13 protein-coding genes are annotated in these 15,777 nt (G+C 71.9%); 7 read left to right on the top strand and 6 right to left on the bottom strand.

The annotated features are described in order from the left end of the window. The first annotated feature begins 9 nt into the window (after positions 1 to 9). Positions 10 to 1,485 carry a pentapeptide repeat-containing protein gene (locus tag PUR53_RS33835; protein ID WP_329910780.1) on the top strand — a complete coding sequence of 492 codons (1,476 nt, stop codon included), beginning with the start codon at positions 10 to 12 and terminating at the stop codon, positions 1,483 to 1,485. Positions 1,486 to 1,509: 24 nt separating this feature from the next. Here the strand turns inward: PUR53_RS33835 and PUR53_RS33840 are convergent, their stop codons facing one another. Both PUR53_RS33840 and PUR53_RS33845 read right to left on the bottom strand, forming a co-directional pair. Then, a complete protein-coding gene (locus tag PUR53_RS33840) occupies positions 1,510 to 3,300 on the bottom strand; it encodes a sugar phosphate isomerase/epimerase and 4-hydroxyphenylpyruvate domain-containing protein (protein ID WP_329910781.1) in 1,791 nt (596 codons plus the stop codon). Between the two features lie 107 nt (positions 3,301 to 3,407). Next, complete coding sequence (locus tag PUR53_RS33845) at positions 3,408 to 4,283, bottom strand: shikimate dehydrogenase (protein ID WP_329910782.1); 876 nt, start codon at positions 4,281 to 4,283, stop codon at positions 3,408 to 3,410. Positions 4,284 to 4,413: 130 nt separating this feature from the next. Here PUR53_RS33845 and PUR53_RS33850 point away from each other — a divergent pair, with 130 nt between their 5' ends. From PUR53_RS33850 to PUR53_RS33860, 3 genes are all read left to right on the top strand, one after another. After that, positions 4,414 to 5,079 (top strand): TetR/AcrR family transcriptional regulator, encoded by a 666-nt coding sequence (locus tag PUR53_RS33850; RefSeq protein ID WP_239758741.1) that lies wholly within the window; start codon positions 4,414 to 4,416, stop codon positions 5,077 to 5,079. 283 nt (positions 5,080 to 5,362) lie between these two features. Further along, positions 5,363 to 6,703 carry an MFS transporter gene (locus PUR53_RS33855; protein ID WP_329896899.1) on the top strand — a complete coding sequence of 447 codons (1,341 nt, stop codon included), beginning with the start codon at positions 5,363 to 5,365 and terminating at the stop codon, positions 6,701 to 6,703. 178 nt (positions 6,704 to 6,881) lie between these two features. Continuing rightward, on the top strand, positions 6,882 to 7,460 hold the full coding sequence (locus tag PUR53_RS33860) for a hypothetical protein (protein ID WP_329896900.1): 579 nt from the start codon (positions 6,882 to 6,884) through the stop codon (positions 7,458 to 7,460). Between the two features lie 44 nt (positions 7,461 to 7,504). Here PUR53_RS33860 and PUR53_RS33865 read toward each other — a convergent pair whose 3' ends face one another. Next, entirely contained in the window at positions 7,505 to 8,620 is a 1,116-nt protein-coding gene (locus PUR53_RS33865) for an ABC transporter substrate-binding protein (protein ID WP_329896990.1), read from the bottom strand. A gap of 86 nt (positions 8,621 to 8,706) precedes the next feature. Between PUR53_RS33865 and PUR53_RS33870 the strand changes: the two genes are divergently transcribed. From PUR53_RS33870 to PUR53_RS33880, 3 genes are read left to right on the top strand one after another with little or no spacing between them, the layout of a single operon-like run. Beyond that, on the top strand, positions 8,707 to 9,285 hold the full coding sequence (locus PUR53_RS33870) for a TetR/AcrR family transcriptional regulator (protein WP_329910783.1): 579 nt from the start codon (positions 8,707 to 8,709) through the stop codon (positions 9,283 to 9,285). Then, positions 9,282 to 10,742: an MFS transporter gene (locus tag PUR53_RS33875; protein WP_329896902.1), complete on the top strand. Its 1,461-nt coding sequence runs from the start codon at positions 9,282 to 9,284 to the stop codon at positions 10,740 to 10,742. The genes PUR53_RS33870 and PUR53_RS33875 overlap by 4 nt, the downstream gene beginning before the upstream one ends. A 25-nt stretch (positions 10,743 to 10,767) precedes the next feature. Then, a complete protein-coding gene (locus PUR53_RS33880; protein ID WP_329896903.1) occupies positions 10,768 to 11,991 on the top strand; it encodes a serine hydrolase domain-containing protein in 1,224 nt (407 codons plus the stop codon). Between the two features lie 181 nt (positions 11,992 to 12,172). Here the strand turns inward: PUR53_RS33880 and PUR53_RS33885 are convergent, their stop codons facing one another. The 3 genes from PUR53_RS33885 to PUR53_RS33895 form a co-directional block, all read right to left on the bottom strand. Next, on the bottom strand, positions 12,173 to 13,006 hold the full coding sequence (locus tag PUR53_RS33885) for an alpha/beta fold hydrolase (RefSeq protein ID WP_329896904.1): 834 nt from the start codon (positions 13,004 to 13,006) through the stop codon (positions 12,173 to 12,175). A gap of 137 nt (positions 13,007 to 13,143) precedes the next feature. Beyond that, entirely contained in the window at positions 13,144 to 14,001 is an 858-nt protein-coding gene (locus PUR53_RS33890; RefSeq protein ID WP_329910784.1) for an alpha/beta fold hydrolase, read from the bottom strand. Positions 14,002 to 14,387: 386 nt separating this feature from the next. After that, on the bottom strand, positions 14,388 to 15,536 hold the full coding sequence (locus PUR53_RS33895; protein WP_329896906.1) for a serine hydrolase domain-containing protein: 1,149 nt from the start codon (positions 15,534 to 15,536) through the stop codon (positions 14,388 to 14,390). Between the last annotated feature and the right edge of the window lie 241 nt (positions 15,537 to 15,777).

Genomic DNA, 15,777 nt, shown 5'->3' on the forward strand with positions numbered 1-15,777 from the left:
TTCCCGTTGATGATGATCAACGATCTGACGGCGGCCGAGCGGCGGGTGTGGGACGCCTTTCCGCTCGGCGCGGCGGTGGACTTCGCGGCCGGGGACCTCACCACCGTCGAGGAGGGGGTCATCGCCGACGGCACCGACTGGGGTCCCGAACGGACCGTCCGGGCACGGGTGTTGCGGGCGTTGCTGCTGACCGCTCCCCAGGAGGAGGGCGAGGTCGCCGCCCTCAAGATCGAGGGTGCCCGGATCACCGGCCGGCTGGAACTGAAGTACGCGACGGTCGAGAGCGTCGTACGGCTGAGCGGCTGTCACTTCGACGAGGTCCCCGACTTCTCGGGCGCGCACTTCAACTATCTGAATCTGTCCAAGTCCACGCTGCCGGGCCTGCGTTCGGCGCGGGCGCGCGTCGACGGCGGGCTGCGGCTGACGGGGTGCCGGTTCCGGGGGCCGGTGAAGCTCACCGGGGCGCAGATCTCCGGGACCCTGTTCATGGAGCGCGCCGAGTTCACCGCCTCGGACGGGGAGCCCGCGCTGCGACTCAACCAGGCCGAGATCGGGGAGGAGTTGTGCGCTCCCGGGATGCGCGCGGACGGTGAGGTCCGGCTCGGCGGCGCCCATGTCGCCGGCAAGGTCGACCTGCGGCGCGCCCGGCTGCACCGGCCCGGCGGCACCGCCCTCGGCGCGGAGACCCTCGCCACCGAGTCCGATGTCGTCCTGCGCCACGCGGACGTGCGTGGACAGGTCGAGCTGCGTGGGGCACGCGTGGGCGGCTGGCTGGAGCTGTCCTACGCCCGGTTGTCCAACCCCGGCGGCACGGCGCTGCGGGTGAGCAGCAGTGTCATCAGCGAACTGTGGCTGCGCGAGGGCCCGCCGGTGGAGGGCGTCCTGAATCTGCGCCGCGCCCAGATAGAGGTGCTGTTCGTGGAGCCGGACAAGCTGCCGGACCAGGTCCTCCTGAACAGCCTCACCTACACCTCCCTGATCCCGCACGTGCCCGCCGAGCGGCGGCTGCCGATGCTGGAGCGGGACGGGGAGGGGTATCTGCCTTACTCCTACGAGCAGTTGACCGCCGCGTACCGCAGGATCGGCGACGACGACGCCGCCCGGCGTGTCCAGCTCGCCAAGCAGCGCCGGCATCGCGCCACGCTCCGCTGGCACGGGCAGCTCTGGGGGTACGCCCAGGACGCCACCGTCGGCTACGGCTTCCGTCCGCTGCGCGCGGCGATCTGGCTGCTGTCGCTGATGGCGGTGGGTTCGGTGGCGTACGCGGTGCGCGCGCCCAGCCCGCTCAAGGCGGACGAGGCACCGGAGTTCAACCCGGTCTTCTACACCCTCGACCTGCTCCTGCCGATCATCGACTTCGGGCAGGAGCGGGCCTACGCGCCCGAGGGCTGGTCGCAGTGGCTGTCGTACGTCCTCGTCATCACCGGCTGGATCCTGGCGACGACGGTCGTCACGGGGGTGACCCGCACGGTCAGCCGCCAGTAGCCTCCGGCTCCCCGTCCGTTCCCCTCATCCGACCGGTCGTCGCACGTGCTGGGCGGCGAGGCGCACGGGCGCGTTCTGCGCGCCGTAGCCCTGGTACCCGGCGTCGCGCTGGACGAGTTCCAAGAAGACGCGGCCGACGGTCTCGGTGTAGCAGTGGCGGAACGCTCCGTCCGCGTCGCGGTCGTAGAGGATGCCGAGTTCCCGGTACGTCTCCAGCTCGCCGTCGGCGAACTCGAACCGCGCGGCCAGGTCGTCGTGGTAGTTCGCGGGGACGGCCAGCAGCCGGCCCCCGGCCGCGCGGAAGGCGCGGGCCGCGGCGACGACGTCGTCCGTGGTGAGGGCGATGTGCTGGGCGCGGGCCGCCTCGTCGGTCGGGGCGGGGCCGACGCTGAGGGCGATCCGGACGCTGCCGTCGTCGTTGGTCACCGGACGGCTGCGGAACAGGCCGTACGGGTCGGCGACGTCGATGCTGTCGCTGGCGTGGAGGCCGAGCACCGTGCGGTGGAAGAGGGCCGCCTCGTCGAACTGGTGCCAGGGCTGGGTGAGGGCGAGATGGTCGACGCGACGGACGTGACGCGCGGGCTCGGGGTGTGCCACGGGACGGAAGTCCCCGGTCCAGCTGGGGAGTCCGGGGCGGTCCGTGGCACAGAAGAAGAGTTCGGTGCCGTCGGGCGCGGCGACCGCGTCGAGCGGCGCGTCCTCGGCGGCCCGGCGGCGCGGCAGCACCGGCGCGAGCAGGGCCTCGGCGCGGCGGGCGGCGCCGGCCGGGTCAGGCGATTCGAGTCCGACGGCAGCGAGTTGGGTGCCGTCGCGCCGGGCGGCCGGGCCGGTGTTGACCAGCACCCGTGCCTCGCCCTGCTGCCACAGGTCGACCGGCTTGCTGCGGTGGCGTGCCGTGCGGGCGAAGCCGAGCGCGCCGAGCAGCGCGGCCACGGGTTCGGCGTCGGGGGTGACCAGTTCGGCGAAGGCGACGCCGGTGGGCACCACCCGCTCCGGCAGCGCGGCGATACCGGCCGCCTCCTGGAGCATCAGCAGCGAACGGTGGGCGTCCACGGCGGTGGGGCCCGCCTCGGCCTGCCGGAAGACGTCGTTGAAGACCTCCAGCGACAACGGCCCGTCGTATCCGGCCGCCCGCACATGTCGGACCAGCCCGGTGACGTCGAGGCCGCCCTGCCCGGGGAAACAGCGGTAGTGGCGGCTCCACTGCAGTACGTCCATCGCCATCAGCGGGGCGTCGGCGAGCTGGAGGAAGAAGATCTTCTCACCCGGGATGTCCTCGATGCCCTTGGGATCGGAGCCCCGGGCCAGGATGTGGAAGCTGTCCAGGCAGGTCCCGAGCGCGGGGTGGTCGGCCGCCTCCACGATGCGCCACGCGTGGTCGTACGTACTCACGTGCCGGCCCCACGCCAACGCCTCGTAGGCGACCCGGATGCCGAACTCCTCGGCGAGCGCCGCCAGTTGGCGCAGATGGTACGCGGCGAGCGCGTCGTCGTCCTCGGCGAGCGGATGGACGCTGGAACAGACGAGGACGGTGTCGCAGCCGAGCCGCCCCATCAGCTCGAACTTGTGCCGGGCCCGCCGCAGGTTCCCCGCGAACACCTCCGGCGGCACGGCCTCGATGTCCCGCATCGGCTGGTAGAGATCGATGCTCAGCCCGAGATCCGCACAGCGGGCCCGCACCTCCTCCGGCGTGAGCGGACTGGCCAGCAGATCGTTCTCGAAGATCTCCACCCCGTCGAACCCGGCCCGCGCGGCAGCGGCGAGCTTCTCGGTGAGCGACCCACTGAGGGAGACGGTGGCGATGGATGTACGCATGGGCAACTCCTTGCAACAAGGTCACGCCCCTGTAAGGGGCGCGGGGAACTGCGCGACCAGCCACGACGGGACCCGCGGCCGACACACCGGACCGGCCGTCGCGGCGCTTAGTTACGCGCTCCGGCGACCCCGGCCAACTCACCGATGTCCGCCAACATCCGCGAAGTGTCCGGCTCGCACCCGGTGAACAACCGAAACGCGTCGGCCGCCTGGAACACCGCCATCCCACCCCCGTCCAGCGTGGCGCAGCCCAGCCCCCGCGCGACCCGCAACAGCTCGGTCTCCAACGGCCGGTACACCACCTCCGCCACCCACAGCCCGGGACGCAGCAGCTCCGCAGCGAACGGCAGCCCGGGGTGGGCGGCCATCCCCGTCGGCGTCGCGTGGACGACCCCGTCGGCCGCCCCCAGCAGCACCGGCAGCGCGTCCGGCGTCGCCGCGGCGGCCCGACCCGGGCCGAAGTGGCGGTTGAGGGAGGTGGCGAGGTCGGTCGCCCGCTCGGGCATCGCGTCGACGACGGTGACGTGCTCCGCGCCGAGCGTGAGCGTGGCGTGGGCGACCGCCGCGCCCGCGCCACCGGCGCCCAGCTGGACCACCTTCTCCAGCGGGACGTCGGGCAGCCCGCGCGCGAAGGACGCGGCGAAGCCGGTGACGTCCGTGTTGTGCCCGACGGCGCGGCCGTCCTCGAAGACGACCGTGTTGACCGCGCCGAGCGCGGCGGCCTGCGGGGCGAGCCCGTCGAGGTGCTCGATGACCAGTTGCTTGCACGGGTGGGTGATGTTCAGCCCGTCGAAGCCCAGGTCACGGGCGGCGCGCACCAGGTCCCCCACCGCCTCCGGCCCGACGCCGAGGTCGTCGACGTCGATCAGCCGGTACAGATAGCGCAGGCCCTGCCGGTCGGCCTCCCGCTCGTGCAGGGCGGGACTGAGGGACGGCCCGATGCCGGACCCGATGAGGCCGACGAGATACGAGTCCTTGGCCACGGCGGCCCTCCCGCGAGATCTAATGTACGAACTAGTACGTTAGTAATAGCAGCCGCTCCCTCCCGAGGGAAGACCGTCGTCGCAGCTCCTAGAATCACGGGCACCGGCCGCACTCGCCCGAAGGAACCCGATGACCAGCGTCGAAGAACCGGCACGACCGAACGGGCGCATCCGTGACGCCGCCCGCACCAAGGCCGAGATCCTCTCCGTCGCGACCACGGAGTTCGCCCGTTCGGGGTTCGCCGGGGCCCGGGTCGACGAGATCGCCGCCCGCACCCGCACCACCAAGCGGATGATCTACTACTACTTCGGCGGCAAGGAGCAACTGTTCACCGCCGTGCTGGAGCGGGCGTACTCGGTGATCCGGCAGCAGGAACAGGAGCTGGACGTCGAGCACCTGGACCCGGTGGCGGCCATCCGCAGGCTCGCCGAGGTGACGTTCGACCACCATGAGGCGCACCCCGACTTCATCCGCCTGGTCAGCATCGAGAACATCCACGAGGCCGAGCACATCGCCTCCTCCGAGATGCTCGCCAAGATCGGCTCGCCGGCGCTGGACGTGATCCGCCGGATCCTGGAGTCGGGCCAGGAGTCGGGGCTGTTCACCGCCGACGTCGACGCCGTCGACCTGCACGCGATGATCAGCGCGTTCTGCTTCTTCCGGGTCGCCAACCGGCACACCTTCGGCGCCCTCTTCGGCCGCGACCTGATCGACGCCGGACGCCGCGACCACTACCGCCAGATGCTCGGCGACATGGTGATCGCCTACCTGACGGCGGACCGCGCGGCGGACTGAGGCCCGCGGGGCGGGGCGCACGGGCAGGGCGCACGGTCTCGGTCGGGTCTCGGCCGGAAGATCCTCCGGCGCCACCTCTTGACACCCGGGAAACGTCGGCGCAACATCCGTAGCCAACCGCTACTAACTATCCAGTGCGTTAATTAGCCGGGTAGCACCCGGCACGGCCGCCCCGTCACCCCAGGGGCCGGCTCCTCCCCCCGCTGTGATTCGCCCCGCCTCGCCTTGCCTTCCTCCGCTTCACCCCCCTCTCATGGGGGAGATCCCTCGAAGGAGCCACGCCGTGTCCGTCCCCGCCGCACCTCCCGGCCAGCCCAAGAAGGCCGCCACGGCCGCCTGGATCGGCAGCGCCCTGGAGTACTACGACTTCTTCATCTACGGCAGCGCCGCCGCCCTGATCTTCCCGACGGTCTTCTTCGACGAGTCCGACCCGGCCACCGCGACCCTGCTCTCGCTGGCCACGTTCGGTGTCGCGTACGCGGCGCGGCCGATCGGCGCGCTGTTCCTCGGGCACTACGGCGACCGCGTGGGCCGCAAGAAGATCATGGTCTTCACACTGATCCTGATGGGCCTGTCGACGTTCCTGATCGGCTGCCTGCCCACCCGCGACCAGGTCGGCACCCTCGCCCCCGTCCTGCTGGTGATCTGCCGCGTCCTGCAAGGCATATCGGCGGCCGGTGAGCAGGCCAGCGCGAACTCGATGACGCTGGAACACGCGCCGTCGGAGCGCCGCGGCTTCTTCACCAGCTTCACCCTGAGCGGCACCCAGGGCGGGCAGCTCCTCGCCACCCTGGTCTTCATCCCGATCGCCGCGCTCCCCGAGGACCAGCTGCTCTCCTGGGGCTGGCGCGTCCCGTTCTGGATGAGCATCGCCGTCGCCGTCGTCGGCTACGTCATCCGCCGCACCCTGGACGAGACCCCCGCCTTCACCCAGCAGACCGAGTCCGAGGGCGTCGCCAAGCTGCCGCTGGCGATCCTGCTGCGCGAGCACTGGGCGGACGTGCTCCGGGTGATCGCGGGCGCGCTGGTCGCCTCGGTCTCCACGATCTTCACCGTGTGGGCGCTGGCGTACGGCACGAGCGAGTCGGTCGGCCTGTCCCGTTCGTCGATGCTGTGGGTGGGCGCGCTCGCCAACCTGGTCGCGCTCGCCGCGATCCCGCTGTGGGCCACCCTCTCCGACCGCATCGGCCGTCGCCCGGTGTTCCTGATCGGCGCGGCCGGCAGTGCGGTGATGATGTTCGTCTATCTGTGGGCGATCTCCACCGGCGCCTACCCGCTGGTCCTGGTCCTCGGCATCGTCACCTTCGGTGTCGTCTACAGCGCCGCGAACGGCATCTGGCCCTCCTTCTACGGCGAGATGTTCTCCACCCGGGTCCGGCTGTCCGGCATGGCCATCGGCACCCAGATCGGCTTCGCCGTCGCCGGTTTCGCCGTCACCTTCGCCGCGCAGATCGCCGGTCCGGACGGCGACGACTGGTTCGCCGTGGCCCTCTTCACCGCCGCCCTGTGCGTCCCGCCGGTCCTCGCCGCCCTCACCGCCCGCGAGACGCACAAGATCCCGACCGAACTCCTCGGCACCCGCACGCCGCACGAGAAGAACGACCGGGAGCGCGTCGCGGCCTGAGCCACGCCCCGGTCCCGCCCCGAGTCCCCGGGCGCCCTCACGGGTGCCCGGGGACTCCCGCGTGGGCGCCGGGGGCTCCCGCACGGCGCGAGTGCGCCCCCGGGCGAGGGCACGCGCAGCCCAGCGGGGATGATGATCGCACCGCCGCGACCATGCGGCGCCGTACCGGGGGGATGACGTGCAGCGCGGCGAGGACCCTTACAGAGCCACCCCGCCTCCCTGGCAGGGATGGCCTCCGGCCGAGACGAGCCGACGGCGCTGGCGGATCGCCCTGCTCGTCCCGGTCGCCGGCGCGGCGGGGTGCGGCGTGCTGTTCCTGCTCGGGATCGGTATCTCCTTCGGGCTGGTGATCCTGAGTGGTCTCGCGCTCCCCGTACCCGGCGGCAAGCCCCTGACCATGAGCACGGCCGAGATCACGGGCACGTGGGTGGACGAGGGGGGCGGGCGTCTGGTGCTGAAGGAGGACGGGACGTTCACCTCGACCGAGATCTGCGGCGACTTCGACGACAACGACGACCACGGCTTCGACGACGTCGTCGCCCCGAACCCCGGCACGGGCACCTGGGAACGGGACACCCGCAACGGCGTCGGCACGGACGACCCCGTCTCGACGGTCCGCCTCACCTTCACACCGGGCGGGGTATGGGGCGAGTACGAGACGCGAGGCACGAAGAAGAACCCCGACCTGTGGACGTACATCGGCGACCCCGACGAGAAGAGACTGTGCATGCTCGAACGCGCGGAGACCTCCGGCTGAGGTGCCCGGCGGTGCCGGCCGACCGACGCCGGTCGGCGGCGGGCTCAGCCGCGGTGCAGGACCCGCAGACGATGCGGTGCCGCCGGATCCCGGTCGACGACCTGGACCGGCGCCTCGGCCCACTGCCACACACCGACGCCCGGTACCCGGGAGAAGCTGATCCGGCCGCGCGTTCCCTCGACCGTGACGTGCGGCCAGGACGCGGCGACGCTCGCCCGGTCCGTGCCGTACGAGCGCATGGCCTCGGCGAGGACCGCGACCGTGTCGTAGCCCTCGAAGGCGACGAAGGAGGGCGCTTCGCCCAGCCGATCGCTGAGGGCCGTCCCGACCCGTGAGCCGAGGGGACCGACCCGGTCGAGGTCGTAGCTCAGGAACGGCACTCCGGCACCGTCGTCCCCCAGTGAGGTCACCCAACTGGCGAGCTCCGGCTGCCCGGCCGGAGCGCCGATCAACACCTCGGCGAGCCGGCGGTCACGGCGGACGGCCCGGACGATCGGCACCGCCGGGTGGGGATGGCCGACCAGCAGGAGCAGGGCCGTCGCGCGCTGGTCGGCGAGCGCGTCGCACACACCGGCGGGGGTGAGCGCGCCGCTGTCGATCTCGTCGACGGTGCCGCCGTACGCGGCGAGGTGGTCCCGCAGGATGCGGGTCCCGGCCGTCCAGTAGACGCTCGGCTGGGTGACCACGGCGATACGGCTGTGGCCCGCGCCGAGGAGGTGGTCCGCGTAGATCCGCCAGCCCCGGGACTGCGGCGGCGAGAGACGCGCGACCCGGTCCGTCGGCTGGTCGGTGAGGGCGTCGAGGACCGCGGAGGAGCAGAGGTACGGAAGGCCGAGGGCGTCGGCCCGGCCTGCGACCGCGCGGGCGACGACGCTGTGGTACTCCCCGACCAGGGCGGCCACCCCGAGGTGTGCCAGTTCGTCCACGGCCGCCGAGGCCCGCAGCGGGTCGGCGGCGGTGTCCCTGACCACCAGTTGGAGCGGCCGCCCGGCGACACCGCCGGCGTCGTTCACCTCCGCCACGCCCAGGTCGAGACCGGCGACAAGGTGCCGGCCCGCCTCGGCCCAGCCGGGCCGGGTCAAGGGGGCGAGGGCGCCGATCAGGATCGGTCCGCCGGTGTCGTCCGTGTGCCGGTCCGGGCCGGGCTCGCCTGTGATCATGCGGGTCATTGCATCCACCGTCCGCGCCGACGGGCAACCCAATATCGCGGTAGACACTGTCTACTACCTCCTGGTAGACAGTGTCTATGGAAGAACGGAACACGGGGCTGCGGTCCCGACTGGTCGACGTCGGGGTCGAGTTGGTGACGGCGGAGGGCGTGCAGGCCCTGTCGCTGCGGGAGATCGCACGGCGGGCCGGGGTGTCGCACGGGGCCCCGCGCCGCTACTTCCCCACGCACTTGGAGCTGCTGTCGGCCATCGCACGCCGGGGGTTCGAGGAGTTGGCGGGCCGGGGGCTCGCGGCGCTCGGGGACGGCACGGCGGGTCCGCGGGAGCAGATCGCGACGCTGGGGCGCGTGTACCTGGACTTCGCGCTGACCAACCGGGGCATGCACGAGCTGATGTTCCGTCACGATCTGTTGGAGAGCAACGAGTTGGGCCTTCGGGACGCCAGTCTCCCGATCTTCGCGCTGCTGGTGGAGCTCGTCGGGCGGGCCCGGCCCGACGCCGACGCGCGGCTCGTCGCGGGCGCGCTGCTGGCGAACCTCTACGGCATCGCGCAGCTGTGGACGTGGGGCAGCCTCCAACTCACCACGGGGGCCGACGACTTCGCACCCCTGCTCCACACCGCGCTGGACGCGCACCTGGGGAGCGAGGGGCGGTGACGGCGCCGACGACGGAGGCCACGGTCGACCGGCACGGGCCCGTGCCCGCGTCGCACCGCCGCCTCACCCTCACGAGCAGCGTGCTCGGCGCCGTCCTCGTCGCCCTCGACGGAACGGTGCTGACCATCGCCCAGCCGGCCCTGCGGCGCGACCTGGACGCCTCGCTCACCGAGGTGCAGTGGACCAGCACCGGATATCTGATCGCGGTGGCCGGGCTGCTGGTGTTCGCGGGGCGGCTGGGTGACCGGTTCGGGCATCGGCGGGTGTTCGCCTGGGGTGTGCTGGGGTTCGGCGCGGCCTCCGCCGGCATCGGGTTCGCGCCCAGTGTGGGCTGGGTGATCGGGCTGCGGGTGGTCCAGGGCGTCTTCGGCGCCCTGCTGCAGCCCGCCACACTCGGGATGCTGCGGGCCGCCTTCCCGCCCGACCGGCTGGCCATGCCCATCGCGCTGCGGACCAGTGCCATCGGGGTGGCGGTGGCGGCCGGTCCGCTGGTCGGCGGTGTGCTCGTCGACCGGCTGGGCTGGCGGGCGGTGTTCTTCCTCAACGTCGTACCGGCGCTGATCATGGGTCTGCTGGCGCTGGCGGTGCGCGCCCCACTCGCGCGGAACACGACGCGGGCACCGCACCCCCGGCTCGACCTGCCCGGCGCAGCGCTGCTCGGCGTGACCCTGGCCGCTCTCGTGCACACACTGGTCGGGGTGCCGGAGCACGGCTGGACGGCCACCGGTGTGCTCGGCGTGCTGATCGCCGCCGCGTCCGCCCTCGCCCTCGTACGGCACGAGCGGCGTACCCCCGACCCGCTGCTGCCGTCCGCCGTACTCGGTTCGGCGCCGGTGCGCGCGGCACTCGGGGTGCTGGTGACCGCCTCCGCGGCGATGCTGGGCGCGTTGTTCGTGTGCAGCTTCGTCCTCCAGGACGTGCTCGGCCTGGACCCGCTGCGCACCAGCCTCGTCGCGCTGCCCGGCGGCGTGCTGATGGTGCTCGGGGCGCCGCTGTCGGCCGTCCTGCTGCGCCGGTGGGGCGCCCGCCCGACGGCCCTCACGGGGACCGTGCTGCTCACCGCGGGTGTGCTGGCGCTGTCCCGGCTCGGCCCCGGGTCGTCGACGGTGCTGGTCGGGGGCGGGTTCCTGCTGCTGGGGGCCGGTTTCGGCGCGCTGATGGTCACCGCGACCGCCGTCGTCGTACGGCATGCGCCGCCGGAGGTGGCCGGGGTGGCGGGCGGGCTCCAGCAGACCGCGATGAACGTCGGCCCGGCGCTCGGGGTGGCGGCCGCGACCACCCTCATGCCGCTCGGCACCGGCCCGGCGCTGCTGCTCCTGGCCGCGGTGGCCGCGCTGGGTGCGCCTCTCGCCCTGCGAATGCCCCGACCCGCCCGCCCCGCGAGGGATGGAACGCGATCAGTACGGAACGATGAGGACAAGGAGCGTGAAGGCGACAAGCATGATCGCGAGCCGTGACCCGGGCCACCGGAGGAGAACCACCATGGAACGACTGCGCCGAGAGGTCGAACCGCGCGAGGCCGGCCTCGACCCGAAGACCCTGGCCCGCCTGGACGAGTACCTCGCCCTCCAGGTCGACGAGGGCCGCCTGCCCGGCTACCTCCTCTCCCTCGCCCGCGGCGGCCGCGTCGCCCATCTGACGACATACGGAGCGCGCGACCGCGCGGCAGGGCTGCCCGTGGAAACGGACACCCTGTGGCGGGTGTACTCCATGACCAAGCCCGTCACGTCCGTCGCCGCGCTGATACTGGTCGAGGAAGGACGGTTGTCGCTCGACGACCCGGTCTCCCGCCACCTCCCGGAGTTCGCCGAACCCCGTGTGTACGAGTCCGGCGAGGGCGCCGACGTCCGGACCCGCCCGGCGGAGCGGCCGCTCCTCGTCCGGCATCTGATGACCCACACCTCGGGGCTGACCTTCGGCTTCTACTACGACCACCCGGTGGACGCGCTCTACCGCGACGCGGGCCTGGAGAGCTCGGTACGGCCGGGCGCCACGCTGGCGCAGACGATCGGGGAGTACGCGCGCCTGCCCCTGCAGTTCGAGCCGGGTACCCAGTGGAACTACTCCGTCTCCACCAACGTCCTCGGCCGGATCGTCGAGGTGGTCTCGGGCCAGGACCTCGACGTGTTCTTCGCCGAACGGATCCTCGGCCCGCTCGGCATGACCGACGCGGGTTTCCAGGTGACCCCCGAACAGGCGGAGCGGCTCGCCGAGTTGTACGGGGAGCAGGAGGACGGCTCGATCGCGCCCGTGCCCGGTCTCCCGGTGCGCGGCCGGCCGCGCTTCCTGTCCGGCAGCGGCGGGATGGTCGCCACCGCCCGGGACTACCACCGGTTCGCCGAGTTCCTGCGGCGGCGCGGTGAACTCGACGGTGTACGGCTGCTGTCCGCCGAGTCCGTCGACATGATGGCCACGAACCAGCTGCCGGGCGGTGTCGACATCCACACGTACGGCAGCGCGTTCCACCGGCAGCCGGGGAATGTGGGCGTCGGTTTCGGGCTCGGGGTGTCCGTCGTCATCGACCCCGCGGTGACGGAATCCCCGTCCTCCCTGGGGACGTTCGGCTGGACCGGGGCCGCGACGACCATCTTCTGGGTGGATCCTCTGCGTGACCTGACAGTGCAGTTCATGACGCAGGTGCGGCGGCGGTCGTCGTTCTCGGTGTATCCCGAGTTGAAGCGGATGGTGCACGAGGCCGTGCTCTAGGTGTGCCGACCGGCCTCCATGCGCGTCCGTGCACCCCGCCGTCGTGGGAACGGCGGCGGGGTGCGCACGGTTCACGGACCTGTCGGCGAGCGGCCCGCGCACGAACCAGCGGTTTCGGCCTCGTCTCCCCCGCGTGACGGGGCGCGAGCCCGCTCCGGGCGGGAAGGCCGTCGGACGCCGGTCACTTGGCCAGGAAGGCCAGCAGGGCCTCAGTGACTTCCCGGGCGTGGGTCCACAGCAGGCCGTGCGGCGCGCCGTCGATGACGACGTAGTCGGACTGCGGAAGCGCCTGGTGGAAGGGGGTGCCGGTGGCCTCGATGGGCAGGATGCGGTCGGCGGTGCCGTGCAGGATGAGCGCCGGGACGTCGATCTTGGGCAGGTCGGCGCGGAAATCGGTGGACCAGGTCGCCACGCACGCCAGGGAGGCGTACGCGGAGGCTCCCGCGGCGACGTTCCAGCTGTTACGGACGGCTTCCTCGCTGATGCGGGTGCCGAGGTTCTCGTCGAGGTTGTAGAAGTCCTCGTAGAACGCGGTGAAGTAGGCGTAGCGATCGGCGGTGACGGCCTCTTCGATGCCCTTGAAGACAGTGCCGTCGACACCGCCGGGATTGTCGTCGGTCTTGAGGAGGAAGGGTTCGAGGGAGGCGAGGAAGGCGGCCTTGGCTATCCGGGCGGAGCCGTAGGTGCCCAGGTAGCGGCCGACCTCGCCGGTTCCCATGGAGAAGCCGACCAGGACGACGTCGTCGAGGTCGAGGGTTTCGAGGACCGTGTTCAGGTCGGCGGCGAAGGTGTCGTAGTCGTAGCCGGTGGTGGGCCGGCTGGAGCGGCCGAAACCGCGCCGGTCGTACGTGATCACGCGATAGCCGGCCGACAGCAGAGCGGCGGACTGCTTCTCCCAGGAGTGGCCGTCGAGCGGGTAGCCGTGGATCAGCACGACCGGCTGCCCGGTGCCGTGGTCCTCGTAGTACAGCTCGATGCTGGTGGAGTTCTCCTGGCCTACGGTGATGAACGCCATGGTTCTGCTGCCTTTCGATGAGAGATGTCGATGAGAAATGCGATGGGTGGTGAAGTGACCGGGTGGGTTCGGCGGTGAAGTGCCCCGCTGGGCATGGCTTCGGAGTTCTCCGAGGCCGGCGGGGGCGGTCGTGTCGCTCAGCGGACCGTGCCGGCGGCGCGCTCCACGATGCGGGCGACGGCGTCGGGGCGGGACACCGGCACCGCGTGCGACGCGTCGATGACCGTGGTGCGGGCTCCGGCACGGGCCGACATGTAACGCTGGGCGGCCGCAGGGATGTTGAGGTCCTGTGTGGTCACCAGGGACCAGGAGGGGATCGTCTTCCAGGCGGCCTTCGTCGACTTCTCCTCCAGGGCGGCGGCGGCGATCGGACGCTGTCCTGCCGCCATGAGCCTGGCCTTGTCCGCCGGCACGTCGGCGGCGAACTGACCGCGGAACTTCTCCGCCCGGATGTACACGTCCGCGCCCTGACCGCCGTCGGGCAGCGTGTAGTCGACGGACTCAATCGCCTGGCCGAGGGTGCTGCCGGGGAACTTGTTCGTCAGCCCGAGCGAGCTCTCGCCGGTGTCGGGCAGGAACGCGGCGATGTAGACCAGCGCCTTCACCTTGTCCTCCAGGCCCGCGGCGGCCTGGCTGATGACGGTACCGCCGTAGGAATGGCCGACCAGGACCACGGGCCCGTCGATGTGGTCGACGACGCTGCGCAGGTAGGCGGCATCGGTCGCCGGACCGCGCAGCGGGTTGGCGGCGGACACCACGGGGTAGCCCGCACGCTGCAGCCGCGTGACGACACCGTCCCAGCTCGCGGCGTCGGCGAACGCCCCGTGCTCCAGCACGATCGTGGGCCGTTCCGGGCGGACGGGCGCCGCACCGGCCGCACCGGCCGCACCGGCCGCACCGGCCGCACCGGGCAGGGTGACGGCGGCCACGGTCAGGCCTACGGCCGCTGCGACAGCGAGCAGGGCGGATCTGCGGTTGCGAAGGGGGGTGCGCATGCGTGAACGACCTTTTTCGTTGGCCGTCGGCCCTGACCGGACCCACGGCGAAATGGGGCGGTGCGTTCGAGAGACGAAGCACCGGGTTCCTTGATGGACAACTGAGTTGGTGTGTGCGGTCCGCGCCGAGTGGCAGGTGCGGAGCGGAGGGAGGTGGGCGACGCGGCGCAGCGGCAAGAAGAGCGGCTGTCCGGCTGCGGCCCCACCCGGGCCTGGAACACCACCGACCCCGGCGCCGGGGTGGAGTGTCCTGCGTCCTGTCCTACGACCACAGGACCGGTCCGGTTCACCGCGGGTACGGCGCTGTTCGTTCGCGGACGTCGCACGGCGGTGCGGGGCGGACCGGGCCGCCCTCAGGCCGTGCTCAGGCCTTGCTCAGGCCTTGCTCAGGCCGTGGAGTCCAGGACTTCGTAGACCTGCCTCAGGTAGCTGTGGGTGCGCTCCGAGCCGAGGATGCCGTCGCCCAGCCGGTTCATCGTGTACGAGAAGGTGACGCGCCGGTCGAGATCCATCATGACGATCGATCCGCCCCGGCCGACCCAGAAGCAGACCCTCCCCGTGGGCATGTGGGGCATCGTCCTCGCGTCGGACAGCGCGAAACCGATGCCCCAGCGCACGGGGACACCCAGAAACAGGTCGACTCCGTCGGCCTGCACGTCGAGAACCTTGTCCACCGTGTCCGCTGAGAGGAGCCGGTGGCCGTTCACCTCGCCGCGCCGCGAGATCACTGAGAGGGCACGGGCCATACCCCGGGCGTTGCCGTGTCCGTTGACGGCTCCGAGTTCCGCACGGCGCCACTGCGGGGTGTCGACGTGCTCGTCCCGGGCGGGGCTGCCGAGCAGCGTTCTGGTGAAGATCCCCTCGGGATCCAGGCCGGCGGGTACGCCGGAGAGCTGCGACGGGGCCACCAGTTCGGCGATACGCGGCCAGTCGGCCTGCCGCGCACCGATCTGCACGTCCGCCTGTGACGGCTTGGCGATCTCGGTGTCGACGAACTCGGTCAGGGTCCGGCCGCTGACCCGCCGGACAAGCTCTCCTATCAGCTGCCCCTGCGTCTGCACGTGGTAGCCCGAGGCGCTGCCCGGCTCCCACCAGGGCGCCTGCTCTGCCAGTCGGGCGCTCGCGGTCGGCCAGTCGTACAGGTCGTCCATGGTGAAGGGCTGCTGCCAGCCCGAGAGCCCCGAGGTGTGGGCCAGGACGTGCCGCACCTCGATGTCCTGCTTGCCCTGGGCGGCGAATGCGGGCCAGTAGTGCGCGACCGGGCGGTGGAGATCGAGTGCGCCCCGGTCGACGAGGACGAGGGCCGCCAGACTGCTGAGGGTCTTGGTGGTCGACCACAGGCTGACCAACGTGTCCTGACGCCAGGGGACGGTCCGCGCCGCGTCGGTGTGTCCACCCCACAGATCGACTTCCATGACTCCGTCGATGTCGACGGCGATCGACGCCCCCAGTTCCTCGCCGGACTCCAGGTGCGCTGCCAGCGCTGCTCGGACCGGTTCGAACCGCGCGGTGCTCGTTCCCTCGACCGTGACCATGACTTCTCCCCACTCGTGACGACAACCGTTCGGTCACACAACGGCAGGGACCCCACGCCGGTTCATACCGCGTCGCGGCGGGACAGCCAGCCGTCCGGAAGGGACAGGCAGCCGTCCGGCGCAGGGCATTCGCAGCATCACGTCACACGGCGCCGACCGCGCCGTCATCGCGCGAGTGGGCCGCTGCTAGTGTCCTGTCCGGTTATGCGGGCAGGGACGACGGGGTCCTCGCCGCTCCGGA

This window comes from Streptomyces sp. SP18BB07 (assembly GCF_036322545.1).
In the GTDB taxonomy this organism is placed as follows: Bacteria; Actinomycetota; Actinomycetes; order Streptomycetales; family Streptomycetaceae; genus Streptomyces; species Streptomyces deccanensis.